Source organism: Streptomyces sp. NPDC041108 (assembly GCF_055592645.1).
Genome location: NZ_JBVIYK010000011.1, coordinates 242,755 through 267,657, shown reverse-complemented (window position 1 = coordinate 267,657; position 24,903 = coordinate 242,755). Strand labels below are relative to the sequence as shown.

Annotated in this window: 26 protein-coding genes and 2 pseudogenes; 19 read left to right on the top strand and 9 right to left on the bottom strand. The window is 72.2% G+C overall.

Annotation, left to right across the window (positions count from 1 at the left end; translation table 11 throughout):
• Both ACZ6BB_RS29015 and ACZ6BB_RS29010 read left to right on the top strand, forming a co-directional pair.
• Positions 1 to 231 carry a hypothetical protein gene (locus ACZ6BB_RS29015; protein WP_471618090.1) on the top strand — a complete coding sequence of 77 codons (231 nt, stop codon included), beginning with the start codon at positions 1 to 3 and terminating at the stop codon, positions 229 to 231.
• Complete coding sequence (locus ACZ6BB_RS29010; RefSeq protein ID WP_471618089.1) at positions 221 to 1,117, top strand: hypothetical protein; 897 nt, start codon at positions 221 to 223, stop codon at positions 1,115 to 1,117. The genes ACZ6BB_RS29015 and ACZ6BB_RS29010 overlap by 11 nt, the downstream gene beginning before the upstream one ends.
• Before the next feature lie 40 nt (positions 1,118 to 1,157).
• On the opposite strand, the gene ACZ6BB_RS29005 is transcribed toward ACZ6BB_RS29010, so the two are convergent.
• Entirely contained in the window at positions 1,158 to 2,006 is an 849-nt protein-coding gene (locus ACZ6BB_RS29005) for an NmrA family NAD(P)-binding protein (protein WP_471618088.1), read from the bottom strand.
• 151 nt (positions 2,007 to 2,157) lie between these two features.
• Here ACZ6BB_RS29005 and ACZ6BB_RS29000 point away from each other — a divergent pair, with 151 nt between their 5' ends.
• The 4 genes from ACZ6BB_RS29000 to ACZ6BB_RS28985 all read left to right on the top strand — a co-directional run bounded on the left by ACZ6BB_RS29000 (position 2,158) and on the right by ACZ6BB_RS28985 (position 5,594).
• On the top strand, positions 2,158 to 2,598 hold the full coding sequence (locus tag ACZ6BB_RS29000) for an RrF2 family transcriptional regulator (RefSeq protein WP_471618087.1): 441 nt from the start codon (positions 2,158 to 2,160) through the stop codon (positions 2,596 to 2,598).
• A gap of 194 nt (positions 2,599 to 2,792) precedes the next feature.
• Entirely contained in the window at positions 2,793 to 3,998 is a 1,206-nt protein-coding gene (locus ACZ6BB_RS28995) for a globin domain-containing protein (RefSeq protein WP_471618086.1), read from the top strand.
• Between the two features lie 8 nt (positions 3,999 to 4,006).
• Positions 4,007 to 4,492, top strand: coding sequence for a group III truncated hemoglobin (locus ACZ6BB_RS28990; protein WP_471618085.1), 486 nt, complete (start codon positions 4,007 to 4,009; stop codon positions 4,490 to 4,492).
• A gap of 199 nt (positions 4,493 to 4,691) precedes the next feature.
• Positions 4,692 to 5,594 (top strand): UTP--glucose-1-phosphate uridylyltransferase, encoded by a 903-nt coding sequence (locus ACZ6BB_RS28985; RefSeq protein ID WP_471618119.1) that lies wholly within the window; start codon positions 4,692 to 4,694, stop codon positions 5,592 to 5,594.
• Positions 5,595 to 5,682: 88 nt separating this feature from the next.
• Here the strand turns inward: ACZ6BB_RS28985 and ACZ6BB_RS28980 are convergent, their stop codons facing one another.
• The gene (locus tag ACZ6BB_RS28980; RefSeq protein WP_471618084.1) at positions 5,683 to 6,498 is read right to left on the bottom strand and encodes a hypothetical protein; all 816 of its coding nucleotides are present in this window, start codon (positions 6,496 to 6,498) and stop codon (positions 5,683 to 5,685) included.
• 191 nt (positions 6,499 to 6,689) lie between these two features.
• On the opposite strand from ACZ6BB_RS28980, the gene ACZ6BB_RS28975 reads away from it, so the two are divergent.
• The 3 genes and pseudogenes from ACZ6BB_RS28975 to ACZ6BB_RS28965 form a co-directional block, all read left to right on the top strand.
• Complete coding sequence (locus ACZ6BB_RS28975) at positions 6,690 to 7,727, top strand: glycoside hydrolase family 5 protein (RefSeq protein ID WP_471618083.1); 1,038 nt, start codon at positions 6,690 to 6,692, stop codon at positions 7,725 to 7,727.
• 229 nt (positions 7,728 to 7,956) lie between these two features.
• Complete coding sequence (locus ACZ6BB_RS28970; protein WP_471618082.1) at positions 7,957 to 8,145, top strand: hypothetical protein; 189 nt, start codon at positions 7,957 to 7,959, stop codon at positions 8,143 to 8,145.
• 39 nt (positions 8,146 to 8,184) lie between these two features.
• Positions 8,185 to 8,382 (top strand): annotated as a pseudogene (locus ACZ6BB_RS28965) (cytochrome b/b6 domain-containing protein); the annotation flags it as partial.
• A 26-nt stretch (positions 8,383 to 8,408) separates the two neighbouring features.
• On the opposite strand, the gene ACZ6BB_RS28960 reads toward ACZ6BB_RS28965, so the two are convergent.
• The gene (locus tag ACZ6BB_RS28960) at positions 8,409 to 9,989 is read right to left on the bottom strand and encodes an AMP-binding protein (protein WP_471618118.1); all 1,581 of its coding nucleotides are present in this window, start codon (positions 9,987 to 9,989) and stop codon (positions 8,409 to 8,411) included.
• A gap of 617 nt (positions 9,990 to 10,606) precedes the next feature.
• Between ACZ6BB_RS28960 and ACZ6BB_RS28955 the strand changes: the two genes are divergently transcribed.
• The 3 genes from ACZ6BB_RS28955 to ACZ6BB_RS28945 all read left to right on the top strand — a co-directional run bounded on the left by ACZ6BB_RS28955 (position 10,607) and on the right by ACZ6BB_RS28945 (position 14,801).
• The gene (locus ACZ6BB_RS28955) at positions 10,607 to 11,869 is read left to right on the top strand and encodes an LmeA family phospholipid-binding protein (RefSeq protein ID WP_471618081.1); all 1,263 of its coding nucleotides are present in this window, start codon (positions 10,607 to 10,609) and stop codon (positions 11,867 to 11,869) included.
• 135 nt (positions 11,870 to 12,004) lie between these two features.
• Positions 12,005 to 13,036, top strand: a complete 1,032-nt coding sequence (locus ACZ6BB_RS28950; RefSeq protein WP_471618080.1) for a glycoside hydrolase family 5 protein — start codon at positions 12,005 to 12,007, stop codon at positions 13,034 to 13,036.
• Between the two features lie 217 nt (positions 13,037 to 13,253).
• Positions 13,254 to 14,801, top strand: a complete 1,548-nt coding sequence (locus ACZ6BB_RS28945; protein ID WP_471618079.1) for a serine/threonine-protein kinase — start codon at positions 13,254 to 13,256, stop codon at positions 14,799 to 14,801.
• Positions 14,802 to 14,864: 63 nt separating this feature from the next.
• On the opposite strand, the gene ACZ6BB_RS28940 is transcribed toward ACZ6BB_RS28945, so the two are convergent.
• Entirely contained in the window at positions 14,865 to 15,731 is an 867-nt protein-coding gene (locus ACZ6BB_RS28940) for a LuxR C-terminal-related transcriptional regulator (protein WP_471618078.1), read from the bottom strand.
• A 452-nt stretch (positions 15,732 to 16,183) separates the two neighbouring features.
• Here ACZ6BB_RS28940 and ACZ6BB_RS28935 point away from each other — a divergent pair, with 452 nt between their 5' ends.
• The gene (locus ACZ6BB_RS28935) at positions 16,184 to 17,053 is read left to right on the top strand and encodes a helix-turn-helix transcriptional regulator (protein ID WP_471618077.1); all 870 of its coding nucleotides are present in this window, start codon (positions 16,184 to 16,186) and stop codon (positions 17,051 to 17,053) included.
• 91 nt (positions 17,054 to 17,144) lie between these two features.
• On the opposite strand, the gene ACZ6BB_RS28930 is transcribed toward ACZ6BB_RS28935, so the two are convergent.
• On the bottom strand, positions 17,145 to 18,188 hold the full coding sequence (locus ACZ6BB_RS28930) for a 2-oxoglutarate and iron-dependent oxygenase domain-containing protein (protein ID WP_471618076.1): 1,044 nt from the start codon (positions 18,186 to 18,188) through the stop codon (positions 17,145 to 17,147).
• Between the two features lie 33 nt (positions 18,189 to 18,221).
• The gene (locus ACZ6BB_RS28925) at positions 18,222 to 18,398 is read right to left on the bottom strand and encodes a hypothetical protein (RefSeq protein ID WP_471618122.1); all 177 of its coding nucleotides are present in this window, start codon (positions 18,396 to 18,398) and stop codon (positions 18,222 to 18,224) included.
• Between the two features lie 130 nt (positions 18,399 to 18,528).
• Here ACZ6BB_RS28925 and ACZ6BB_RS28920 point away from each other — a divergent pair, with 130 nt between their 5' ends.
• Positions 18,529 to 18,999: a cation:proton antiporter regulatory subunit gene (locus tag ACZ6BB_RS28920; protein WP_471618075.1), complete on the top strand. Its 471-nt coding sequence runs from the start codon at positions 18,529 to 18,531 to the stop codon at positions 18,997 to 18,999.
• A gap of 9 nt (positions 19,000 to 19,008) precedes the next feature.
• Complete coding sequence (locus tag ACZ6BB_RS28915) at positions 19,009 to 20,373, top strand: cation:proton antiporter (RefSeq protein ID WP_471618074.1); 1,365 nt, start codon at positions 19,009 to 19,011, stop codon at positions 20,371 to 20,373.
• Between the two features lie 7 nt (positions 20,374 to 20,380).
• Here the strand turns inward: ACZ6BB_RS28915 and ACZ6BB_RS28910 are convergent, their stop codons facing one another.
• Positions 20,381 to 20,836 (bottom strand): SRPBCC family protein, encoded by a 456-nt coding sequence (locus ACZ6BB_RS28910; protein WP_471618073.1) that lies wholly within the window; start codon positions 20,834 to 20,836, stop codon positions 20,381 to 20,383.
• 9 nt (positions 20,837 to 20,845) lie between these two features.
• A complete protein-coding gene (locus ACZ6BB_RS28905; protein ID WP_471618072.1) occupies positions 20,846 to 21,847 on the bottom strand; it encodes an AraC family transcriptional regulator in 1,002 nt (333 codons plus the stop codon).
• Positions 21,848 to 22,016: 169 nt separating this feature from the next.
• Between ACZ6BB_RS28905 and ACZ6BB_RS28900 the strand changes: the two genes are divergently transcribed.
• From ACZ6BB_RS28900 to ACZ6BB_RS28885, 4 genes and pseudogenes are all read left to right on the top strand, one after another.
• A complete protein-coding gene (locus tag ACZ6BB_RS28900; RefSeq protein ID WP_471618071.1) occupies positions 22,017 to 22,928 on the top strand; it encodes a squalene/phytoene synthase family protein in 912 nt (303 codons plus the stop codon).
• Positions 22,929 to 23,128: 200 nt separating this feature from the next.
• Complete coding sequence (locus tag ACZ6BB_RS28895) at positions 23,129 to 23,281, top strand: hypothetical protein (protein WP_471618070.1); 153 nt, start codon at positions 23,129 to 23,131, stop codon at positions 23,279 to 23,281.
• A 20-nt stretch (positions 23,282 to 23,301) separates the two neighbouring features.
• Positions 23,302 to 23,460: pseudogene (locus ACZ6BB_RS28890) on the top strand (Y4yA family PLP-dependent enzyme); the annotation flags it as partial.
• 269 nt (positions 23,461 to 23,729) lie between these two features.
• Complete coding sequence (locus ACZ6BB_RS28885) at positions 23,730 to 24,077, top strand: hypothetical protein (protein ID WP_471618069.1); 348 nt, start codon at positions 23,730 to 23,732, stop codon at positions 24,075 to 24,077.
• Here ACZ6BB_RS28885 and ACZ6BB_RS28880 read toward each other — a convergent pair.
• The gene (locus tag ACZ6BB_RS28880; protein WP_471618068.1) at positions 24,020 to 24,670 is read right to left on the bottom strand and encodes a GNAT family N-acetyltransferase; all 651 of its coding nucleotides are present in this window, start codon (positions 24,668 to 24,670) and stop codon (positions 24,020 to 24,022) included. The genes ACZ6BB_RS28885 and ACZ6BB_RS28880 overlap by 58 nt on opposite strands.
• Between the last annotated feature and the right edge of the window lie 233 nt (positions 24,671 to 24,903).

The window sequence follows — 24,903 nt, the reverse complement described above, 5'->3', positions numbered from 1 at the left end:
GTGGCGACGGGAATCGCCACGCCACTCGCCCTGCCGCGGCATCCGCTCCAGGAGAGCCGGGCCCGCACGGACGGCGGCGCCGGCGCGGACACCTCGGCGAAGCCATGGAGCGCCCCCGGCCCCGAGGGCGGAACCGGGGACCGTACCGGCCGTACGAACCTCCTCTTCCAGGAGGCCCGGCGGCCGCGCGGGGCGCGCCCCGTCGCCCCCTCCGGTGATCATGCCGCGTAAAGGTGCGCGAGGCGGCGCGGGCCACGACGTGGAGAAGGCGCTCGACGAGCTCTACGCCACGCCACCCCCGTCGTTCGTCTCCCGCCGCGAGGAACTGACGGCCGAGGCCAGAGCCGACGGACGTATGGAGGAGGCGCGTCGGATCCGTGCCGCGCGGCGCCCCTCCCTCGCCGCCTGGACGGCGAATCTGCTGCTGCGCTCGGAGCCCGAGGAGAGCCGGCGGTTCCTGGAGCTGGGGCGGGCGCTGCGCGAGGCGTACCGGAGTCTGGACGCCGGTGGGATCAAGGAGCTGTCGGAGCAGCGCCGGAGCATCGTCGCCGCCATGTCCCGGCAGGCCGCCGGGCTGGCAGCCGAGGCCGGTCACCGGCTGTCGGAGCCGGTGCGGCGGGATGTCGAGGCCACTCTGCGCGCCGTGCTCGCCGACGAGGAGGCAGCCGACCGATGGGCCACCGGCCGCCTGGAGAGCGCCCTCACGCCGCCGACCGACCTCCCCGGCGGTACGGCCGGGGCCGCGCCGTCCGCCCCGCGCTCCCGCGCGAAGGACGAGGTCGCCGAGCGGCGCCGGCAGAAGCAGGAGCAGCTGGGCCGGGCCCGCGAGGCGGCCCGGGCCGCCGACCTACGGGTGCGTGACCTGCGTGCCGCACAGTCGGACGCCCAGGCGGTACTGGAGCGTGCCCGTGACCGGTACGACGAGGCGGACAACGGCGTGTCCGACGCCGAGCGCCGGCTGCGTGAGGCGCACGAGGAACGCAGACGGGCGGACGGCGAGCGCCGGCGGGCGGAGACGGAGTGCGCGGCGGCGGCCGAGGCGGTGTCCCGGGCCGAGCAGACGGCCCGCGAGGCCACCCGGGAGGTGAGACGCCTCTCGGGGCGGTCCGCGGGCTAGCGCGCAACCCCTCCGGCCGCGCCGCCGCACTCCTGCCGGGTCACGTCGACGCCGGCGCCCTGAACGCGTCCGCGTGCCGCGTGGCCCACTGGGCGAAGGTGCGGGCGGGGTTGCCGGTGACCTTCTCCACCGTGTCGACGACCGTTCGGCCCACCTCCGGGGTGTTTCCGTAGGCCTCGACCAGGAAGCCGATCACGTCGTCGGGGTGGCCCGCGGCCCGCCACTGCGCGACGGCCTGCTCCTCGGTGAGTTCGGTCAGGGTGATCTCGCGGCCCCGGGCGGCGGCGATCGCGGCCACCTTGTCGCCGACGGTGAGCAGTTCGGGTCCGGTGATCACGTACTCCTGGCCGGCGTGGCCCTTCTCGGTGAGGGCCACCGCGGCGACGGCGCCGATGTCGCCCTCGTGGACCATGGCGCTCAGCCGGGAGACGAAGGGCTCGCGGACCTCGTCCGAGGACAGGATCCCGTCCGCCCATTCCAGGGCGTTCGCCATGAACTCGACCGGCATGAGCACGGTCCAGTCCATCGCGTCGTCGGCACGCACCGCATCCTCCAGTGGAGTCGGCCCTCCGCCGTGCAGCACGGTGATCCGGCGTACGCCGGCCGCGCGGGCCAGCTCCAGGATCCTCGGGCCGGTCTCCAGCGGGGCGAAGTAGGCCCCGCCGAAGGTGATCAGATGGAGGCCGGTGACGCCGTCCAGGGCCGGGGCCAGGCTGTCCGGTTGGGCCAGGTCGCCCTGGACGACCTCGACCTCGGCGGGGAAGGCCGCCCTGGACGCGTCGCGGGTGAGGGCGCGGACCGCGTGGCCGCGGGCCAGGAGTTCGGTGACGACCTGACGGCCGACGGTTCCCGTGGCGCCGGTGACAAGGATTCTCTGCGTCTGTGTCATGACACGACCGTACGGAGACTTGCGGTCAACTTCTGTCCGCGAGAAGCGAGTTCGGGCCTGCGACGCCCAGCGGGACCGACCCCGCCCGAGGAGACGCAGACCGCTCCCCCCCAAATAAGAATCTGAAATGCAATATTGATAGGCTGCTGCCGTGAGGCTGACCAGGTACACGGATCTCGCACTACGGGCAGTGATGCGCCTCGCCGTCGTGGACGGTGAGGAGTTGCTGACCACGAGGCGGATCGCCGACTCCATGAACGTCCCCTACACCCACATGGCGAAGGCGATCGCGCAGTTGCAGCACCTCGGGGTGATCGAGGCGCGGCGCGGACGCAACGGCGGTCTGACACTCACCGACGCGGGCCGCGCCGCCCCGGTGGGGAACCTGGTCAGGACACTGGAGGGGGACCGCGAAGCCGTGGTGTGCGAGGGCGACACCCCCTGCCCCCTGTCGGGCGCCTGCCGGCTGCGACGGGCGCTGCGCGCGGCACAGGAGGCGTTCTACTCCTCGCTCGACGCGGTGACCGTCGGCGATCTGGTGGCATCGCCGACGGGGCCGGTACTGCTGACCCTCGGCGCCCCGCCGGGCTGACCGACCGGAGCCCGTGACCCCAACGGGGCCGACGGCGTCCCCACCGCCGCTCACGGTTCACCGCCCACCGCCCACGGTTCACGGTTCACCGTTCGCCACGATCGGTCGCGATCTCCGAGCAGAGCTCCACGACCAAAAATACGCACTCATATACCAATTCGATCGAACGCCGAGTCAGTCCAGGAGTGTGTCTGATGCTTTCCGCGCAGTCGGCCCCCGTCGTCGAAGCGACGCTTCCCGTGGTGGGGGCCTCTCTGACCACCATCACGGAGCGGTTCTACCAGCGGATGTTCGACGAGCGTCCGGAACTGCTGCGGCAGCTGTTCAACCGGACCAACCAGGCCACCGGCGCCCAGCGCGAGGCACTGGCCGGCTCGGTGGCGGCCTTCGCCACCCTGCTGGTCGAGCGGCCCGGCGAACGCCCGGACGCCGTCCTCGCGCGCATCGCCCACAAGCATGTCTCGCTCGGCATCACCGCCGACCAGTACCCGCTGGTCGGCCGCCACTTGCTCGGCGCGGTCGCCGAGGTCCTCGGTGACGCCGTCACGCCCGAGGTCGGCGCCGCCTGGGACGAGGTCTACTGGCTGATGGCCAACGCCCTGATCGCCATCGAGGCACGGCTGTACGCCGCGGCCGGCGTGACGGACGGAGACGTGTGGCGACGTCTGGAGGTCGCCGAGAGGCATCAGGAGTCCCCCGACGCCGTCTCCCTGGTCCTGCGCCGGACCGACGGCATCCCCACCCTCCCGTTCCGCCCCGGCCAGTACGTCGGTGTCCGCGTGGAACTGCCCGACGGCGCCCGCCAGATCCGCCAGTACAGCCTCTCCACCGCTCCCGATCACAAGACCTGGCGCATCACCGTCAAGCGTGAGAGGTCCGCCGACGGTTCCGTGCCCGACGGCGAGGTCTCCTCATGGCTGCACGCCCATGCCGGGGTGGGCGATCTCCTGGACGTCTCGCTGCCGGCCGGTGACCTCGTCCTGCCCGAGGGCGACACCCCCCTCTTCCTCGCCTCCGCAGGCATCGGTATCACCCCCATGCTGTCGATGCTCGACCATCTCGCCCTCACCTCGGCCACGCGCCCGGTCACCGTCGTCCACGCCGACCGCACCCCTGTCGACCACGTCCACCGTGACGAGCAGGCGGACCTCGTCAGCCGCCTGACCGGCGCCGACCTGCACCTGTGGTACGAGCACGACGCCCGCCTCTCCCCCGGCGCCCACGTCCTGGCCGGCCGTGCCACGCTCGACCAGCTCACTCTGCCCGCCGACACCACCGCCTACCTCTGCGGACCGCTGCCCTTCATGCGTCTGATGCGGGGCGAACTGCTGGCCAAGGGGCTGCACCCGTCCGCCGTGCACTACGAGGTGTTCGGCCCCGACCTCTGGCTCGGCAAGTAGGCCCGGCCATGACACACGAGGACGGCCGGGGGCTGCCGGCCGACGGCCCGGAACAGCTGCCCGACATCCACGACCGCGAGGACGTGGCGCGCCTGGTACTCGCGTTCTACGACGAGGTCCTCGGCGATCCGCTGATCGGGCGGCTCTTCACGGAGGTGGCCCGCATCGACCTGGCCACCCATCTGCCCGTGATGGCCGACTTCTGGGAGAGCGTGCTGCTCACTCCCGGCGTCTACCGCCGCAACGCCCTGCGCGCCCACCGCGACCTGCACGCCAGGAGTCCGCTGCGCGCCGAGCACTTCCACCGCTGGCTGGAGCTGTGGACCGGCACCGTACGCCGGCGTCACGCGGGGCCCTTGGCCGAGCGGGCGGTGGCCAGGGCGCAGGTCGTGGCCAGGGCGCTGCTGCACAACACGGCGGGCGACGGACGGCCTCGTACGGTTCGCGGCCCGGTCCCCGTCGACATCGAAGTCACCATCGGGCCTCCGGCGTGAGACCACGGTCTTCGCCGAGGGCGGGCGCGCCGCGCCGCCCGGGTGGACCAGGGCCCCGCCCCGCCAGGGCGGGGCGGGGGGGACGGGCACGTGGCGCCCGGGAAGGGCCTGGGTAGGCTTTCACCGGGGTCGCGCGACCGTGTGCGGCCGGGTCCTCGTGCCAACCGGTACGGTGCGCCGCTCGACCGAGAGAGACATGATGTCCCCGACGATCCGCAGGGCTGTGATCCCCGCAGCCGGCCTCGGCTCCCGTCTGCTGCCGCTGACGAAGGCGACGCCCAAGGAGATGCTCCCCGTCGGCGACAAGCCGGTCATCGAGCACACGGTCCGCGAGCTGGTCGACTCCGGCATCACCGACATCACCATCGTGGTCTCCGGCGGCAAGAGCCTCATCCAGGACCACTTCCGCCCCAACCCAGCTCTCGTCGAACAACTCCGCGCGGACGGCAAGACGGCCTACGCGGACGCGGTGGAGGAGGTCGCGGAGCTGGCCCGCCGGGGCCACATCACCTACCTCGACCAGTACGGCCCCTACGGCAACGGCACCCCGGTCCTCAACGCCGCCCGGGCCTTCGGCGACGAGCCGGTGCTGGTGCTCTGGCCCGACGACGTCTTCGTGGCCGAGACCCCCCGCGCCCAGCAGCTGATCCGCGCCTACGAACAGACCGGCTGTCCGGTGCTGGCCCTCCTGCCGATGGACCCCACCGAGTCCCAGCGCTACGGCGTACCCATAGTCAAGGAGGACCTGGGCGACGGTCAGCTGCGCATCACCGGCCTGGTCGAGAAGCCCGAGCCTGCCGCCGCACCGTCCGCGTACGCGGCCATCGGCGGCTACGTCGTCACCCCCGGCATCATCGACGAGCTGCGCGAACAGACCCGCCGCTGGTACGAGCACCGCACCGGCGAGGTCTACCTCACCGACGCCATCAACGCCTACGCCGCCACCCGCGCGGTGTACGGGCAGGTCATCAAGGGCCGCTGGTACGACACCGGCAACCCCGCCGACTACCTGGTCGCCCAGATGGCCTTCGCCCTCTCCCATCCGGAGTACGGCCCCCTCCTGCGCGGCCTGGTCGAGGGCCTCGACGCCGAGACGGACTAGGACCCGTCGGCACACGTTCCCGTCCGCCGGGGCCCCGCGGCACGTTCCCCTCCGCCGGGGATCCGGCGGCTCGCTCCGCGCGTCCGGGTCAGCGGATGCGGCCGCCCTCCGAGACCAGCCATGCGCCGGTCTCCCAGTCGGACGGGCCGCCTTCCGTGCGGTAGGAGAGGTCGAATCTGAGGTCCAGTCCCGGCCAGGGGCTGCGGACCGGTACGACGCGGAAGACGTCCGCGAGTTCGGGGAACGTCAGCCCTTCGGGCTCGGGAAACATCCGCTCCAGTTGCGGGCGGGTCAGGTCGGTCCCGAGCGCGAACTGCCATTGCGGCCGCGTCAGCCACTGGTCGTAGACCAGTTCGAACCTGGGCTCGCGGCCCACGACGACGTCACGTATGTCGTCGAGGAGTTCGTCCGCCGTCGACGGAAGGACGAACGGCCAGTCCTCGCCGGTGGGATAGCGGTACATGGTGGCCGCCGAGGCGAGCGCGCCCACAAGGTCGTCCCACCGCTCGGACGGGGTGGCACAGGCGGGCACGTTCACACCCGTGTGGTCGACACGTCGGACGTGCCCGGCGACACGGCGGACGAGATCCGCCAACTCGACGTGGGCCGGCAGCACCCGGGGCTCGCGCGTCTCGCCTGCGGCCCGCGCGCCGACGGACCGCCTCGCACCGAGGGCGACGTCGGGCACGGAAACGTCGGCCACCTCGAAGGCCGTGACGGGACGGGCGCCGGCCGGCCGCGGCGGGGTGAGGGGCAGGCGGTCACCCACCCTGCCGGCCATGCCTGCGGATCTGGTGCATCGGGCGTACGCCACCTCGGCGAACAGGGTGCGCAGTTCGCCCAGGAAGCGATGTGACTCCGGTGCGTCGGGCAGCAGGAAGGTGATCTCGTCCAGGCGATCCATGCGCCCGACCGTAGCGAATTCACGTCCGTCACCGGACGCGATCCGCGCAGGGCGGTCCTGCCGGATCTCTTGCAAAGGTCCGGACCAACTGGTAATTCCCTTTCTGTTAGGAAAGTTTCCTACCAGTTCTGCCACCCGACCGACCGATCGCGACCGTTCGATCGGTTCCCCACCGACCGCGGGAGTCCCCCATGAGACCGGCACGACATGTTCCGCTCGTCGCCGTGCTGCTCCTTCTCGGCCTCGTCCTGACCCCGAACACCGCCCAGGCCGGCCCCACGGCCCCGACGGCGGCAGTCACCCCCGTCGCCGCCAACGGACAGCTCAAGGTGTGCGGCACCAAGCTCTGCAACCAGCAAGGAAAAACGATCCAGCTCCGAGGGATGAGCACACACGGCCTGCAGTGGTACAGCCAGTGCGTCACCAACGGCTCGCTCGACGCCCTCGCCGGCGACTGGCGCGCGGACGTCCTGCGCGTCTCCATGTACGTCCAGGAGGGCGGCTACGAGACCGATCCACGCCGCTTCACCGACCTGGTCCACGCCACCATCGAGAAGGCCACGGCACGCGGCATGTACGCCATCGTCGACTGGCACATGCTCGACCCCGGCGACCCGCACCAGAACCTCGCCCGCGCCAAGACGTTCTTCTCGGAGATCGCCCAGCGCCACCGCGACAAGAACAATGTGCTGTACGAGATCGCGAACGAGCCCAGTGGCGTGAGCTGGTCCCGCGTCAAGAGCTACGCCGAGCAGCTCATCCCCGTCATCAGGGCCAAGGACCCGAACACCCCGATCCTGGTCGGTACCCGCGCCTGGTCGTCGCTCGGCGTGTCGGACGGCGCGAACGAGTCCGAGGTGGTCGACAACCCGGTGAACGCGGCCAACATCATGTACACGTTCCACTTCTACGCGGACTCGCATCGCGACGAGTATCTGCGGACCCTCTCCCGCGCGGCCGACCGCATACCGGTCTTCGTCACGGAGTTCGGCACCCAGAACTACGCGGGTGAGGGCGCGAACGACTTCGCCATGTCGCAGCGCTACCTCGATCTGATGACAGCCAAGAAGATCAGCTGGGTCAACTGGAACTTCTCCGACGACGAACGCTCCGGCGCCGTCTTCAAGCAGGGCACGTGCACCCGCAACGGTCCGTGGACCGGCACCTCCTCCCTCAAGCCCGCGGGCGTCTGGATCCGTGAACGCGTCAGGACACCGGACGACTTCTGACCGCGCCGAAGGACGCGACGGGATCCGGCCCACCGCACGACGGGCCGGCTCCCACCGTGTCGAGGGGGCGAAGCCGGACCCGTGGGGCACTTTGGTGGCATGTCCTCCCGTCTGCGCAACGGTCCGCACGGCTGTGGGATCGTCACCAAAACGCTCCGCTGGGCGGTGTTCGCGGCCATCGCCGCACAGTTCGCCGTGGGTTACCTGCTCGACGTCTACGACAGCGGCCGTGGACGGGGGCGCGGGCCGCGGCGGCGGGTCGGGCGGCGGACGAGGCCGTGACAGGGGCGGGGAGGAGGGGTACGAGCCCTTCGGCGACGACGCGCTGCTCACCGTGCACGTGACGCCGGGCGTGACCGTGCTCCTGCTCGGCGCCACCCGTCTCGCCCGGCGGCTCGCCACACCCCTGCCCCCGTAGGCACCGACTCTCACCGGGCGGGAGCGACGCCTCGCGCACGGCACCGAGACCACGCTGTACGCGGCTTTGTTCGCCGTCCCGGTCACCGGGATCGCCCTGCTCGTCTCCGGTGACGACCTGCTCGTCCTCCACGTCACCGCCCAGGCCGTCCTCTACGCGGCCCTCGCCGCGCACGTGGCGCTGGTGCTCAAGCACCGGGTGTGGGATCGCGACCGGCTGCTGCGCCGCATGCTGTGACGGGCAGGACCACGTCCGAAGCGGCGTCAGTTCTCCTCGTCGAGCAGTCGCCTGACGCCGGCCCGGTCCAGCTTGCCGGAGGCGTTCCTCGGGACGGCCGGCACGATGGTCACGTGCTGGGGCAGCTTGTAGCGGGCCAGCGCCTCCTCCGCGTACGCGTGGACGGCCTCCAGGGTGACCTCCGCCGTGCCGTCCACGCTCATGACGGCCCGCACGCTCTCGCCCCACTCCTCGTCGGGGACGCCGACGACAGCGACGTCGACGACGCCCGGCATCGGGGCCAGCGCCCGCTCGACCTCCGCGGGATAGACGTTCTCCCCACCGCTGATGATCATGTCCTTGAGCCGGTCGACGATGTACAGGCAGCCGTCCTCGTCGAGATGGCCGATGTCGCCCGAGTGGAACCAGCCCCCGTCGTCGAAGGCCGCCCGGTTGGCCTCCGGGTCGTTCCAGTAGCCGGGGGTGACGTTGGGCCCGCGGACGACGATCTCACCCGGCTCGCCGGGCTTCAGCGGCGTGTTGGTCACGATGTCGACGACCCGGACCTCGGTGAACGGCATGGGGATGCCGGCGGAGCCGAGCTTGTCCCGGGTCCGCTCGGCCGGCAGATGGGTGGCGAAGGGAGCGGTCTCGGTCAGGCCCCACGCCTGCTGGAGCAGGACCTGGTGGTCGGCGTAGAGCTCGATGAGCGCGGGCGGCACCGGGGCACCCGCGACCACGACCGACCGCAGACGGCTCAGGTCCTGGTCGAACAGGCCGGGCTCTCGGGCGAGGGCCGCGAACATCTGGGGGACGGCGAACATGGAGTTGACCCGGTGGGTGACCAGGTCCTCGCGGCACGTCCCCGGGTCGAAGCCGCGTCTGACGACCACCGTGCCCCCGCGCACCAGCGTGCGGAGCACGAAGCTGTTCAGGGTGCCGATGTGGAACAGCGGAGCGGCGGCGTAGGTGACGTCGCCCCGGCGGGTGTCAAGTCGGAGGTCGACGTTCACCGCGTTCCAGAAGATGTTGCCGTGGGTGAGGACGACGCCCTTCGGGGTGCCCGTGGTGCCGGAGGTGAACATGAGGATCGCCGGGTCGTCGGCGTACTTGGCGGCGACGGAGGAGGCGGGGACGGCGGCGGCGAGCAGGGGCGCCCACGGCTCCCACCCCGCCGCACCGCCGGCCGGCACCTCGGGGTCGTCGTCCACCAGGAGGAAGCGCGCGAGGGGGGTCCGGTCGCGTACGGCGTCGACGCTCTCCCGGTGCCCCTCCTCGCAGACGAGGGCGGTGGCGCCGCTGCGGACGAGGACGGCCTCCAACTCGGCCGGTGCCAGGCGGAAGTTGACCGGCACGTAGACGGCCCCGAGCCGATGGGCGGCCAGCAGGACGACGACGAACGAGGCACTGTTGAGGCCGAGGTAGGCGACGCGGTCGCCGTCGCCGATGCCGCCGTCGGCCAGGACGGTGGCCAGACGGGCGGCCTTGTCGTCGAGTTCGGCGTAGGTGAGGTCGCCGCCCGCGTAGCGGATGACGACGGAGTCGCCCTGGTGGCGAGCGTGGTAGGCGACCGCCGCGGCCGGATTGAGGTCGACCCTCAGGCCCGAGTTGCGCGGGTGCGGTCTCATCGCTTCAGGGGTGGTCACGAGCGGCTCCTCATCGAGCGTCGGGGTCGGGGCGCCGAGGTGGTCGGTCGGCGGCACCGGTGAATCCGTGTCCGCGTCGCGGGGTGCAGGCGCACTTCTCGGCGGGCGACGCCGGGAAGGGGCGGCCGGAGCCCCCGGGCCCTTGCGGATCGGTGTTCATGCCGCCGCAGGCTACGCCGTCGCCCCGGACCCGCGGCGCGAGTTCGCGGGCGAGTTCGCGCGTCGGGCCCAGGCGGGTGCCCCGAACAGCCGCGCGCCGTGCACCGCCGGCCGGCAGCTGGGCCCTGGGCCGCTCGGGCCCCACGAGCCGGGGCGGCGTCCGGCTCACCCCGGTGTCCTGCGCCCGGGAGGGCGGTGACGGACGCCCGGGTGGGACCCGGATCCCGGCCCGCGTGCCGCACGGGATCCGCACCCCTCAGGTCGATCCCGCTCCGAGCACGGTGGCACCACGTCGAGGAGACCTCGCCCCGTGCCGTGTCGATCGAGGCGGTGAACGCCTGCGGCGGGTCCGACCCGGCGCCGCGTCGCGATCGTGAACTACATCGCATACACGGGGTTCGAGTTGCGGGCGGGGGTGGTGCACATGTTCGGATGAGGCGATGCGCTCCCCCCACCGCACAGATCCGCACGCACCGGCCCCCGACCACGGCGACGCGCCCCGCAACCCGTACGAGGAACTCGCCGCCCTCGACGACGGCCCGCTGGAAGCGACCTCGCTGGAGGACTTCTTCGACGAGGACGCGACCGAGCGGGCCACCGGAGAGGGGGACGGGCAGGAGCCGGAGTGGACACCGCCCGTCCACCGTCGCGGCGGCCGGCGGCGTCGCGGACGCGGGCGTCTCGCCGGGCTGCCCCTCGCGGTGAAGGCGGTGGTGGGCGTGGCCGTCCTCGCCTCCTTCGTGACCCTCGCCGACCGGTGGGCCGTCCTGTACGCCGAACACCGGGCCGCTGACGTCCTGGAGGACCGCCTGGACCTGGCCGCGGCGCCCGAGGTGGAGATCGGCGGGTTCCCTTTCCTCACCCAACTCGCGGACGGGCGGCTGGACTCGGTCCGGGTGACCGTGCCGGACGTGGCGGCCGACCGGGTGTCGCTGGCGAAGGTGTCGGCCACGGCTCACGACGTACGGCTGGACGCCGAGGGCCTCACCTCCGTGCGCGGCGCCCACGTCCCGCGGCTCGACGGCGACGTGCTGCTGTCGTTCGCCGACCTCAATCGCGAACTCGGCGCGTCCCAGGTCACGTTCACCGGTGAAGGCCGCGACCGGGTCCGGGCGCGGGGCACCCTGCCGGTGGCCGGACGCGATCTGCGGCTGCGCGCCGAGGCCACGATCCAGCGAGAGGGCGAGCGGGGCATCGCCACCCGGATCGGCGGTATGCGCCTGGACATCGGGGACCTGGCCACCTACCGCCCCGGCACGGGCGCCTCGGACGGCCTGCACCTGACGCCCGGCGCGGCAGCCGATCTCGCCCGGGAGACCCGCAGGGCGAAGGCGCTGCTGTCGGTCCCGGCGATCGCGAAGCGGCTGGGGCTGTCCGACGCGGCCGCGCGCGCGGTCCTGGGCGACGACGGCGAACTCGCCGAGCTCACCGGCTCCCCGAGGTTCGCCCGGGAGGCCCGGAGCCTCAACCTCATCGACCTGGCCCTGGACAACCCCGCCGTACTGCGTGACCTGGGCCTCGACCCCGACCTCCTGGACGCCCTGTCCCGGCTCACCCGGCCGGTCCTCGCCGACCGGCTGTCCCTGTCCTTCGAACTGCCGGAGCCGGAGCACGGGAGCATGCGGCTGCGGGACGTCCGCGTGGAGGAGGACGGCATCCGGGTGCGCCTCACCGGGTCGGAACTGGCCGTGGGCGGATCGTAGTTCTGTGTTCTTGATGAAATTTGGTGTGCAGATGTGTTGACCTCTGTTCGAGATCTCTTCTACTTTGCGGGAGTTACAGAGCCGCCGACCTGCACCTCCAGGTTTCGCGGACGCAACTGTCCAGAAAGGGATCTGGTGCCACTAAAGAACCATCGCGGGACAGCCTGCCTCGCGGCTTCGCTGGCCGGCGTCACGGCATTCGGCACACTCGTCGCCTCCCCCGCGTCCGCCGCCTCCCGCCACGCCTCACCGCCGCCGCCGGTCAGCGACTTCCGCGGCGTCAACTGGGCCGACCCGCGCGACAACTACGCCGACGACGCGGTCGTGCCGTCGGGCCTGTCCACGACGGACAGCTACGCCACGACCTACGCCAAGTCCAAGGCGATCATCAAGGGGTTCTCCAAGCTCGGCGCCAACACGGTCCGCCTCCCGGTCAACCCCACCTCGGTGAACGGCCCCTTCTGGAAGTCGTACCGGGCCGCGATCGACGCCGCCACCGCAAAGGGCTTCAAGGTCGTCCTGGGTTACTGGGAGGCCGACAACGCCAAGGACGGCAAGATCGACGACCAGGCCGCCTGGGACCGGATGTGGCGGCGGATCACCTCCGCCTACGGCCACAACGGCAAGGTGTACTTCGAGCCGATGAACGAGCCGTTCGGCTACACCTCCCAGGAGTGGCGCGACGTGGCGGCCCGCTGGCTGACCGAGCACCGCTCCGTTCCCCGGGACCGGGTTCTGATCGGCGGCTACAAGTACAGCGAGGACGTCAAGCCGGTCTGCGCCGACAAGCGGCTCGACGGCACCCGGATCGCCCTGCACAACTACGGCTTCTGGCACACCGACTGGACCAGCGTCGACCAGTGGAAGGCTGACTTCAAGGAGCGCATCGGCACCTGCGCCTCGCGCACGATCCTCGACGAGTTCGGTGCCTCCATGACGACCGGCCTGGACTACAACGGCCCGGTCAACGGCTCCAACGAGGTCGCCTACATCCAGGCCGCCACCGACATCATCAGGGAGCTGCGCCTCGGCTCGGTCTACTGGCCCGGTCTGCGCAACGGTGACACCTACTCCCTCACCACCCTCCAGGGCACGGGCACCCGCCTCAGCCTGAAGGTCAACAACCAGAGCGGACTGGACCGTCTGCACTGGGCGTGGAAGAAGTAGCGGCGGCACGACGGCCCCGCTGATCGCAGGCCGGGTCCGGGCGCCCCTGGGTGCCCGGACCCGGCCTGCGCATGCCCGCCCAAAGTCCTGTGCGGACGCAGCAGTTGACGCGATGTGACGACCTCGCTCTCCGCTATGCTCGGCCCCGTTCGAACACTTGACGACGGACCGAACGAGCGACGACACCGGCGGACGGCGCGTCCTCCGGGAAGGAAACGTGAGCGAGCGCGTGACACCCGGAAACGGCGACGACCAGACGGCGACCCGTGCGCAGCACGGGTCGGAACGACTGGTCGCCGGCCGGTACCTGCTCCACGAGGTTCTCGGCAGAGGCGGCATGGGCACGGTCTGGCGCGCCCACGACCAGTTGCTGGACCGCCCCGTCGCCGCCAAGGAACTGCACGTCCTCTCCCACGGCGACGACGAACAGCGCGTCCGGATGCGCCGGGCGGTCCGCGAGGCCCGCGCTGTCGCCCGCGTACCGCACCCGCACGTGGTGGGCATCCACGACCTGGCCGAGGCGGAGGACCGGCTGTGGATCGTCATGGAACTCGTCGAGGGACCTTCGCTGGCCCACCGGATCACCGAGGGCGGGCCGCTCACCCCGCGGCACACGGCCGTACTCGGGCTGCAGATGCTCGACGCGCTGGAGGCCGTGCACGCGGCCGGCGCCCTGCACCGCGACGTCAAACCGGCCAATGTCCTGCTGCGCCGCGGCGGCGACGCCGTCCTCACCGACTTCGGGATCGCCGCTCTGGACGACGGCGAGTTCCTGACCGGCACCGGGCAACTGGTCGGTTCCCTGGAGTACATGGCGCCCGAGCGGGTCACGGGGGCGGAGAGCGGCCCCGCCTCCGACCTGTGGTCCCTGGGCGCGACGCTCGCCACGGTCTGCTGCGGCCGGTCTCCGTTCCGCAGACCCGGCGGACCCGCGACCCTGCACGCGGTGGCGTACGAGGAACCCGTCCTGCCGGAGGCGCTCGGCCCGCTGCGGCCCGTCGTCGAGGCCCTGCTGCGCAAGTCCCCCGACGAGCGCCCTTCGGCGGCCGTCGCGCGGTCCGCGCTGTCGCGTGTGGCGGCGGGCGAGACGGACCCCGGGCCACTGCCCTCGGCGACCGTCCGTGTCCCCGTGCCCCTCGCCCCGTCCGCCGACACCGTGACCGGCGGCCACGCCCGGCCCGTCCGGGCCGGGCGGACCGTGCCGGCCGCGGGGCACGTCCCGTCGCCCGGGCCCTCGCCCCGGCCGGCGGGACGGCGTGGACCGTGGTGGGCACTGGCCGGTACGGCGGTGCTCGCGGCCGGCGCGGCGGTTGGCCTGTCCCTCTCCGGGATGTTGCCGTTCGAGAAGCAGCCGACCACGACGACGGTCAGCCATGTCGTCCAGTCGGCGACCGGCTGGCAGCCGGTGACCGGAGTCGCGGTGCGGCGGGGCGACCGGGTCACCGTGCGTTTCGTCTCGGGGGAATGGACGGCCGACCACCGCAACATGCCCATGACCGGGCCGGCCGGCTACGACGCGGCCACCGACGCGTTGCTGGACGGCGCGAAGGACTGCAAGGTCAAGGCTGCGGCACCGTTCGGCACGCTCGTCGCCGTCCTCACCGGTGACCGGAAGTTCCCCGTCCGTGCCGTCGGACGGAAGCTGACCTTCAAGGCCGGCGGGGACGGCACGCTGCACCTGGGCATGAACGACGCCGCCGGCTCCTGCTCCGAGGACAACAGGGGCGCGCTGATCGTGCGGGTCAGCGTCATCCATCGGAGCTGACGCGAACGCCGGGGTCCCGTCGGGACACCCGCGCCGTCCGGCGCCTCGGCGGCAACCCCCAGGTCATGGCAGCAGCCCCGCGCGGCGCGCCGCGGTGACCGCCTCGAACCGGGTGGTGGTGCCCAGCTTGCGCATGACCGAACGCAGATAGCCCTTCACGGTCTCCAGACCGATGTCGAGCCGGGCGGAGATGTCGAGGTTGGTGCAGCCCGCGGCGACCGCGGCGAGGACATCGAGTTCGCGGGGCGACAGCCGCGCCGGCCCCTCCGGCGCCGATGCCTCGGGTTCCTCGGCGCAGCAGCACTGTTCCAGCAGGCGGCACACCTCGTCGAAGCGCTCCTTGAGGTGTGGGTCGTCGAATGTCGCGGTGAGCCCCAGGAGGTCGGCGTGGGCCTCGTGGACGCGTTCCCAGGCGGGGCCGGCGCGGGACGCGGTGCCGACGCCCACGGCACGGGCCTCCGACAGCAGCCGGTGGACCTGTTCCCGGCATGCGAGGAACTGCTCCAGATCGCGCGTCGCCCGCGTCACCGCCGTCAGCACCCGGTCGCCGAGACGGGCCGCGGCGCGTGATCCCACGAAGAGCACGGCCCGCACGGTGGTCCCGACGATCACGGGTGCCGCCGCCATCGCCCGCACCCCCTCGGCCGCGACGAAGGAGTCGTACTCGTGGCTGATCCGGTGCGCCGAGCGGTAGTCGCTGACCGCCGCCGACCGGCCGGTCGTGAGCACCTTGCCGATGAGTCCGGCCCCCGCGGGCACGGACAGCCCCCGGCGGTCCCGTGACCTCACTCCGCTCGTCTCGCTGATCCGGAGCTGCCCGGGGCCGACGACCCAGGCCGCCCCGGCGACGGCCATCCCGCTCTCCCTGCGCAGAGCCAGGACCGCGGCTCGGGTGGCCGCCGCCTCTTCGCTGTCTTCCGCCGGTAGCACGACCGGGTCGACTCCTTACCTGACCGACAATGGGGAACGCGCCGACTCCCCCGTCGTCAGGAGAACAGTTCTGCAGACGGCTCGGCCACGTCAAGTAAGCGCAGGGAAAAGGAATATGACGGTCCATCGGCCGATCCGGCGGTGACACGTGCACGCGCGGCGGGGTGATCGCGGCAGCACCGGACCAGATCGGCCACGGCTCCGCTTCGACCAGGAACACGACGGTATGCCGCCCGCACTTCACCCTCACACGGGGGTAGCTGGACGGCCCCGGTCTCCCTCATGGTGACTCAAGGCCCTGTGGAAGCGGGGCCGTCGCCCGCCCCTGGTGCACGCACTCCGCCGGGTACGGGCTGGCAGCAGTCGTCCCACCGCACCACTCCCGCACGAGGCCCGCGCACGACCCGGGCAGGGGGCGCCTATCTGCCCCCGGGCAGAACGAGGTAGCCGCAATGACAGTGACAGCACCCCCCGCCCTGGACGACGACCGCCAGGTCAAACGCGGTGTCCAGGCGTTACGGGACACCGCCGGAGTGGACCTCGCCTTCGGCGGTGCGGTCGTCAGGGGCCGGCACGCTCAGCTCACCGAGTTCACGGGCAACCGCACGAACGCCCTGCACGGGCTGACCCTCGGATTCGGGCTGGGGCTCGGCGGCAAGGTGGTCGCCCTGCACCGGCCCATCGCCGTCAACGACTACGCGAACTGCACGCAGATCAGCCACCACTACGACCTGATGGTCGCCGCGGAGGGCATCCACGCCGTCGTGGCGGCACCCGTGGTGGTGAACCGGACGGTACGCGCGGTCATGTACGGCGCGGTCCGCGGGTCCCTGGCCCTGGGCGACCGGACCGTCGACTCGGTCATGCGGGCCGCCCGCGAGCTGGAACAGAGCCTGGCCGTGCGGGACGAGGTGAGACGCCGCCTCGACAGTCTGCGGGAGCCCTCGGAGAGCGCCGACCGGGCCGAGCACCCCACGTCGCCCCGATGGGAGACGGTCCGCGAGGCGTACACGGAACTGCGCATTCTCGCCCAGCGGCTCCCGGACGACGAGTCGCGCGACCGGGTCGTGGGAGTGTTGGAGAGCCTGGCGGGCGCCGGCATCGGAACCCCCGCCTCCCACCCCCTCAGTGCTCTCTCGTCACGCGAACTCGACGTGCTGTCGTGCGTCGCGCTGGGGCGCACCAACGCCGACGTGGCGGAGGAACTCGGCCTCAGTGCCGAGACGGTGAAGAGTTATCTGCGCAGCGCGATGCGCAGGCTCGGCTGTCACACCCGGATGGAGACGGTCACGACGGCACGCCGCCTGGGCCTGCTGCCCTGACGCACGTAAGCCGACGCACGCCGAGAGCCGCCCGGCGGTCGCCGGGCGGCTCTCGGCATCCGGTGCTCGGCTCTCGGCCTGCGCACGCTCCTCAGGAGGTGAGGGCCTCCTTGCGGAGGCTCTCCAGGACGGCGAGCCGGTCCTCGTTCTCCATGCGCACGGTGGTGGTGCGGTCGGGGTAGCACCGCATGAACATGTGGGTGAAGTGCGTGCCGTAGTGGATGAACTCGTCCGGCCCGCCTCCCTCCAGGGGCCGCGCGACGGCCTGGAAGGACGGCTCGTGGAAGTACGCGATGGTGTACCGCTCACGGTCGGCCAGGCGCACCTTGTGCGGTGTGGAGAGGAGGGTGCCGCCGGTGATGAACTGCATGATGTCACCGGGGAAGACGGTGAACACCGAGGGGACCGGGGTGACGTAGGTCCAGGGCTCCTCGTTCTCGTACCGCCCGGCCATGGACTCCTCCGGCAGCCAGTTGCGGCCGCGGGTCTCGCCCGGTACCGGGGGACGGATGTGGAGGCCGCCCACGTCGTCCTGGACCGCGATGACCAGCAGACCGTAGTCGGTGTGCGAGCCGATGCCCCGCTCGGAGGTGGCGTCGGCCCGCGGGAACCGCAGGACCCGCATGTGGTGCCAGCCCTCCTCGGTGAGCTTCGTGAAGTGCTCCATGTCGTCCAGGCCGAGGCCCAGGGCGACCAGTCGGAGCAGTCTCTCGCCGATGTCGCCCACGACACCCATGTAGGTCTTCATGGCGTCGGCGTACTGCTGCGAGGGCCAGGGGGCGGGGCCGTGACAGGGCCACTTGTCGACGACGCGGGCGTCGTCCTCGGCGATGTCGGGGCAGACGGTGAAGATCTCCGAGCCGTCCTTCTCCCCGGCCGTCTCCTCCTCACCGGACGCGACGTATCCGCTGTAGGTGAGGTCGGACACGTGCCCGGCCTTCTCCTCGAACGGGCGGCCGAAGAAACCGCGGGAGGCTTCGAGGGCCTGCTCGGTGGCGGCTTCCTGTTCCGGTGTCGCCTGGATCTGGAAGATGCCGTCCGCCTGCCAGGCGGCGATCAGCGCCTGGCCCAGTGCCTTGTCCACGTCACTGCCGTCAACCACCGGAGGCAGTACGAAGGTCTGCAGTTCTGTCATGCCCTTCACCCTGAACCGGACCCTCCTCATCCACTACCCCCGTCTGAGGGGAACCACCGCGCCGTTCCCCTGCCCTGGATCAGGGTTCGGTCGGGCCCGTCGGATGGCGTGACGGATGAGGTCGAGGCGGTCGCGCAGGCCCAGTTCGTGGAGCAGGTTGGCCCGGTGCCGTTCGACGGTCTTGACGCTGATGACCGTGCCGACCCCCATATGCCCTGCCTCCTCGCGGATGGCACCATGAGCCCTCGTCACGCCCGTCGACCCGTTCGGTGCGGGGCGGACGCGGTACCGCTGTCATGGAGTTCTACGAGAAGGGGGAGGGGTTGTGCCTGCCGGCCGGATGAGCACCACACCCTTGCCGGGGATCGGTGTCCAGTACGACCTGACCACCCGGGAGCACCGGCATCTGTCGGTGATCGCGCACCGCGACGGCACCCGGACGGTGAACGTCTACCGGGCCGACGACCCGGACGCCTGCGCCCAGGCCCTGCACCTCACCGAACCGGAGACCGCCCTCCTGATGGACGCGCTCGCGCCCGGTCACCACAGCCCCAACCTGCTGTCCACGACCGACCTGGGGCTGGTGGCGGAGCGGATCGAGCTGGCGTCGACGTCCTACTGGAACGGACGGGTTCTCGGCGACACCCGGATGCGGACCGAGACGGGCGCCTCCATCGTGGCCGTGCTGCGCCGGGCGCAGGCGGTCCCCTCCCCCACCCCGGACTTCCGGCTCGCGGGCGGGGACACGCTCATCGTGATCGGCACCCGCGAGGGTGTGGAGACGGCCGCCGCGATACTCGGGCGGGAGTGAACCGGCCCCATGCACCTCACCGCACACCTCCCCGCCCAGCCTGTCGTGCACCTCGCCACACAGACGGAGTCGGGCGCGCACTCCTCCGCCGTCTTCCTGATCGAGTTCGGCGCGATCATCCTCGGGCTCGGGCTGCTGGGCCGTCTCGCCGGACGTCTGCGGTTCTCCCCCATACCGCTGTACCTGCTGGCCGGGCTGGCCTTCGGCGAGGGCGGGCTGCTGCCGCTGGGGACCAGTGAGGAGTTCGTCGCGATCGGCGCCGAGATCGGCGTGATCCTGCTGCTGCTCATGCTCGGCCTGGAGTACACCGCCAGCGACCTCGTCTCCAACCTCAAGACCCAGTACCCCGCCGGGCTCGTCGACGCATGCCTCAACGCCCTCCCCGGGGCCGCCATGGCCCTCCTCCTCGGCTGGGGGCCCGTCGCCGCCGTCGTCCTCGCCGGCGTCACCTGGATCTCCTCCTCCGGCGTCATCGCCAAGGTGCTCGGCGACCTCGGACGTCTCGGCAACCGTGAGACCCCGGTCATCCTCAGCATCCTGGTCCTGGAAGACCTCTCCATGGCCGTCTACCTGCCGATCCTCTCCGCGCTGGTGGCCGGCACGAGCCTGGCCGCCGGCAGTGTCACGCTGGCGATCGCCCTCTCGGTCGCCGGGCTCGTCCTCCTCGTCGCCGTCCGCTACGGCCGGCACATCTCCCGCCTCGTCTCCAGCGACGACCCCGAGAAGCTGCTGCTCGTCGTGCTCGGTCTGACGCTGCTGGTCGCCGGAGTCGCCCAGCAGCTGCAGGTGTCCGCGGCCGTCGGCGCGTTCCTCGTCGGCATCGCGCTCTCCGGTGAGGTCGCCGAGGGCGCGCACGGCCTGCTCGCGCCGCTGCGGGACCTGTTCGCGGCCGTGTTCTTCGTCTTCTTCGGCCTGCACACCGACCCCGCCAGCATCCCGCCGGTGCTCCTGCCCGCGCTGGCGCTGGCCGTCGTCACCGCGGCAACGAAGATCGCCACCGGTCACTGGGCGGCGAAGCGGGCGGGTGTGGGGACGAAGGGCCGCTGGCGGGCGGGCGGCACGCTGGTCGCCCGCGGGGAGTTCTCCATCGTCATCGCCGGCCTCGCCGTCACCGCCGGCATCGAGCCCTCGCTGGGCCCGCTGGCCACCGCCTACGTCCTCATCCTGGTCGTCCTCGGCCCGCTCACCGCGCGCTACACCGAGCCGGCCGCCGCCTGGTTCCTCCGGCGCCGCGCCCCGCGTCCGCCCGCCGCCGAGCGCCTCACCGCACCGTCGCCCGCGGGCGACGACCGTACGGGGGCAGCGGAACCCGCCGCGCCTCGTGAGGCGGGACGGTCGGCTCAGGGTGCGGCGGGCGACCAGTCGTCCGCCTGAGGGGGTCTCAGCGCTCGACCAGCCGGGCCAGGTTCGCCAGGGCCATACGTGTGCCCGTCTCGTTGTCGGCGGCCGGCACGGCATCGGGGATCCCTTCGTGCACCACGAGGACGTCGGTACCGCCGTCCGCGTCGGTGAGCCGGGTGGTCATCGTCATCGTGCCGCCCAGCGCGGGGTCGTCCGTCTCGAACCGGAGGACCTCGACCACCTCCTCGTCGGGGACGAGCCGCGCGAAGTGGCCGTGGTAGGTGTCGGTGCGGGACGACGACTTGCCTGTACCGGTCGGCGCGTCGTAGGTGAGGGAGACACGGAACCTGCCCCCCTCACGGGCGTCGAACTCGTGCACCTCGCCGCTCATCCCGTCCGGGACCCGCCAGCGCGCGATCGCGTCCGGGTCCAGCAGCGCCCGGTAGACATCCGCACGGGCGGCGTTCACATGTCGGGAGACCCTCGTCGCGTACATGGGCCCAACCTAGCCTCCGGACCCACGGCTCCGTTCGCTCAGCGCTTGCAGCCGGAACTCGCGGGGTGCGAGTCCGTGGGCGGTGCGGAAGGCGCGGGTGAAGTCGGAGGCACGGGGCATGCCCCAGCGGGCGGCGATGACATGGATCGGCGTGACACGCAGGGAGGGGTCCGCCAGATCGCGGCGCGCGCCCTCCAGGCGCCGGGCCCGGATCCAGGCGGCCACGGTCTCGCCGCCGGTCTGCTGCTGGAAGACGCGGTGGAGATAGCTGAGCGAGATGTGGTGCGCGGCGGCGATGACCGGTGGTGTCAGTTCCGGATCGTGCAGGTTCTGCCGGATGAACGCCTGGATGCGCTGCGTCAGCGCACGCAGTCGCGTCTCCGGCGACAGGGCGGCCTCGGCCTCCAGCGCGTGGGCGAACCAGGCCGACAGCAGATCGAGCACGACCGTGCCCAGCCGTGGCGCGTCGGACGGCTGCAGGAGATCGGCCTGCCGCTCCAGACCGGTGAGGAAGTCCGCCAGCAGCGCGCCCAGGCCCTCGCGGCCCGACAGCGCGCGCCCCAGCAACTGGCGGACCTGGTGCGGCGGCAGCGGGAACAGCGCCTTGGGGAAGTCGACGCCCACCCCCCGGACGACCCCGGTCCCCCGGCCGTCCGCCGAGCGGACGTCGTAGGGCCGCGAGCTGTCGACCAGGTGCAGGTCACGCGGGCCGAACGTGTCGCACCGGTCGGCGTGGTCGAGGGCGAGGCCGCCGTCGAGCAGCAGCGTCAGGTGGTACAGCTCGGGGTCGGACTGGCGCACCATCCGCTGGTTGCGCCGGTAGCGCGTCGGCAGGAAGGACGCCGGCCACACGATCACCGGCCCCAGCTCCATCAGCCGCAACTGCGCCCAGAAATCGGCGGAGTGCGAGCTGATCGCCTCGCTCGTACGTGTCGCGCCGAGCAGTTCCCGCCAGTGGTCGAATCTGTCCTCCGCAGGCACGTCCTCGCTGCGGAACACGGTCCCGATCAATGCGTCCCATCTCCGATGTGTCGTGTACCTGTCCCCGCCGGGTCTCGCGCCCGACATCCTCGCACGCGCGGACGGCCGCGGCCGCGCCGCGTCCGCTCCGGCGCAAGAGCCGAAGGGGCAGGTCCCGGGGCATCGGACGTCGCCCGGTGTACCCCTCTACGATCGACGCATGAGCGCCTGGAGCCAGAGCCTGGACGCCGCGGGTGTGCGGGAGCCGCGGCTACGGAGGGACTACGACCGGCAGCGGGCCCTCGTGGCGCGTTCCCGGCGCACCTCGTATCTCGCGGCCCGACTGCTGTTGCCGCGGCCGATGTTGCCCCATGTCGTGACGGCGACGGCGGTGATGCACCACGGGGACGACCTGCTGGACACGGGTCCGAGGCCCCAGCGGGTCTCGGCCTGGGCGTCGTGGGAGGCGAAGGTGCGCGAAGGGCTGGACACGGGGCGGAGCGACGATCCGCTGGTCCGCGCCCTGCTGCACACCGCGACGGCGTATCCGCGGCTGCGCGTGGCCGTCGAGGAGTACCTGGCCACCGCCGCCGCCGAGTTGGAGTTCAGTGGCTTCGCCACCGAGGCCGACTACCAGGACTATCTGGATGCCTACTCGCTGCCCGCTTTCATGCTGGTCGCGTCGCTGCTGGGCCCGGAGGACGACGACGGGGGGTTCCGCGCGGCCTGCCGGACACTCATCGACGGCAGTCAGCGGCTGGACTTCGTCAACGACCTGGCCGAGGACCTGCCGGAAGGACGCCTGGGCATCCCGGCAGAGACGCTGAAACGCTTCTCGGTCACGGCGGAGGACCTCGCCGAGGGCCGGGAGCCCGACGCCGTACGGGAGTTGGTGGAGGATCAGATCGAGGCGTCCCGCGTCTGCCTGCGGGCGGCCGCGAAACTGCCCGTCCTCACCACGGGCCCCGGCGCGGTGGTGGTGCGGGCTGTCGTCGACATCGAGTTGCTGACGGCGGACGCGGCGTTCGCGCGGGGTGCGGGGTTGCTGCGTGGTGCGGCGTCCCCGTCGCCGGTGGGCACGGCGCGGGTACTGCTGGGCGCACGCCGGAGGGCGCGCGGGCACCGACGCTGAACCTCACGTCGCGGCGGCACGGGGGCCGGTGCGGGGCCACCGGCGGCCCGGGGCGGACCTCCGAGTGGTACCGCGGTACCACCGGGGGCGCCGAAGTGTCCCCCACGGTCCCAGGGGCACGGGCGGCCGGGCTCGTAGGTTCGGACCCGGAGGTCGCGCGCGAATCGCGGCCCGGCCCGAGGCGAGGAGGGTCCGTCGCGATGGTCGAAGCAGGTGAGCTGGCGACGGCCACCCGCACCCGCACCCGCACCCGCACCCGCACCCGCACGACCATGGTCGGCCGGGATACGGTCGTTATGGCCGTTTGCCGACACCGGTACGTCTTCCTCGGTGGGGAGGAACATCTGGGATGAGCGACGACGACCCGTTGTAGCTGGAACCCCGGCTGGAGCCGCGCACCGCGGCCCTCCTCGACTCGGCACCGCTGCTGCACACCCTGGTGGACGCCCTCGGCTCCCCGCTGAACGTCCTCCTGCCGGACCGGATCGCCGACAACGCACGGCGCTTCCGTTCGGTTCTCGACCGTCACCGTGCTCGCCGTGGACGCGGACCCGCTCCTGCTGGAACTCGGCAGCGCCCACTACGGCACCGCCCTGCGGTACGTCAGGACCCTGATCGGCTCGCCCGGCTGGCTCGACGCACTCGGCCCGGCCCGCCCCGCGGACGCGGTGGTGTCGACCACCGCCCTGCACTACCTGGGCGCGGACACCCTACGGCGGGTCTACGGGGAGCTGGCCGGTCTGCTGCGCCCCGGCGGCATCCTGGGTCAACGGCGACCACATCAGTCCGGACTCGGCGAAGGTGTCCGAACTCGCGATCGACCCCGGCCGCCGCCGGGCCGCCCGGAGCTCCGCCTCCCTCACCGAGGACTGGGACACCTGGTGGGCGGGCGCGGCCACCGACCCGGAGCTGGCCCCCTTCCTCGCCCTCGGAGCCGAGGGCGGGCGCCCCCGGTGCGAGGGCAACGATCTGACCCTGTCCGGCCATGCGGCGCTGTTGCGCGAGGCGGGCTTCGAGCACGTCGGAGCGGTCTGGCAGGTCGATCCCAGCCATGTCCTGACCGCCGTCCGGTGCGCTGCGTCCGGCCGCGGTCAGAAGGCCGTCACGGCCGGCGGCTCGCCGTTCTCCCGCGTGGCGCGCCCCAGGTAGGTCACCGGGCCGGGGTCCGGGACCGGTATCTCATGAAAGCCCAGACGGTCGTAGAAGGCACGGGCCGGGGTGTTGGCGGTGGCCATGCAGAGGTGGACGGCCGCTGTCCCCCCGGTGTGCAGGGCCCGCAGGAAGGTGCGCATCAGGACCCGGCCGTACCCCCGGCCCTGCCAGGCGGGAAGGAGGTCGATGTGCAAGTGGGCCGGGTACGGGGCGAGTTCGGGCAGGAGCATGCGTTCGGGACGGTGCAGGAGCCCGGCGATCTCCTCGTCGGGGGTGGCCGGAGGGCCGAGGGGTGCCGGGAAGCGCTCCGCGACCCGCGGCAGCCATCGCGCGCGGAAGGCGTCGACGAAGGCGGCGGTGTCCGCCGTGCCGAGAATGTAGCCGACGGCCCGTCCGCGCCCGTCGTCCAGGACGAAGGCCAGTTCCGGCTCCAGGTGGGCGTACGGCGTGGCGAAGGCCGCCGGGAAGACACCCGGGTCGGTGTGGAAGGGCCTGCTGTCGCCGCCGTTGTGGGCGGTGCGGACGCAGATCTCGTGGAGGTCGTCATGGTCCCCGGGGCGGTACGGGCGTACTGCGGCAGGCGAGGTCATCGCAGCATCCTGCGCGGCACCTCACCCTCCCGGCAACCGTCCGGGAGCAGTCGGTCGCGCCCGCCCGCACAACGGCAGCCCGCCCCGGCCCGCACGACCAGTTCTGCCCTGCCTGCGGAGGCCCCGTCCCCGGGCACCACTGCTCCGGCCGGTTCGCGCGACGGCGCGGGCCGTGCCCACAATGGCGCATGCCGGGAACGGAGTGTCCGACGTTCTCCCGAACCGCTGACGGC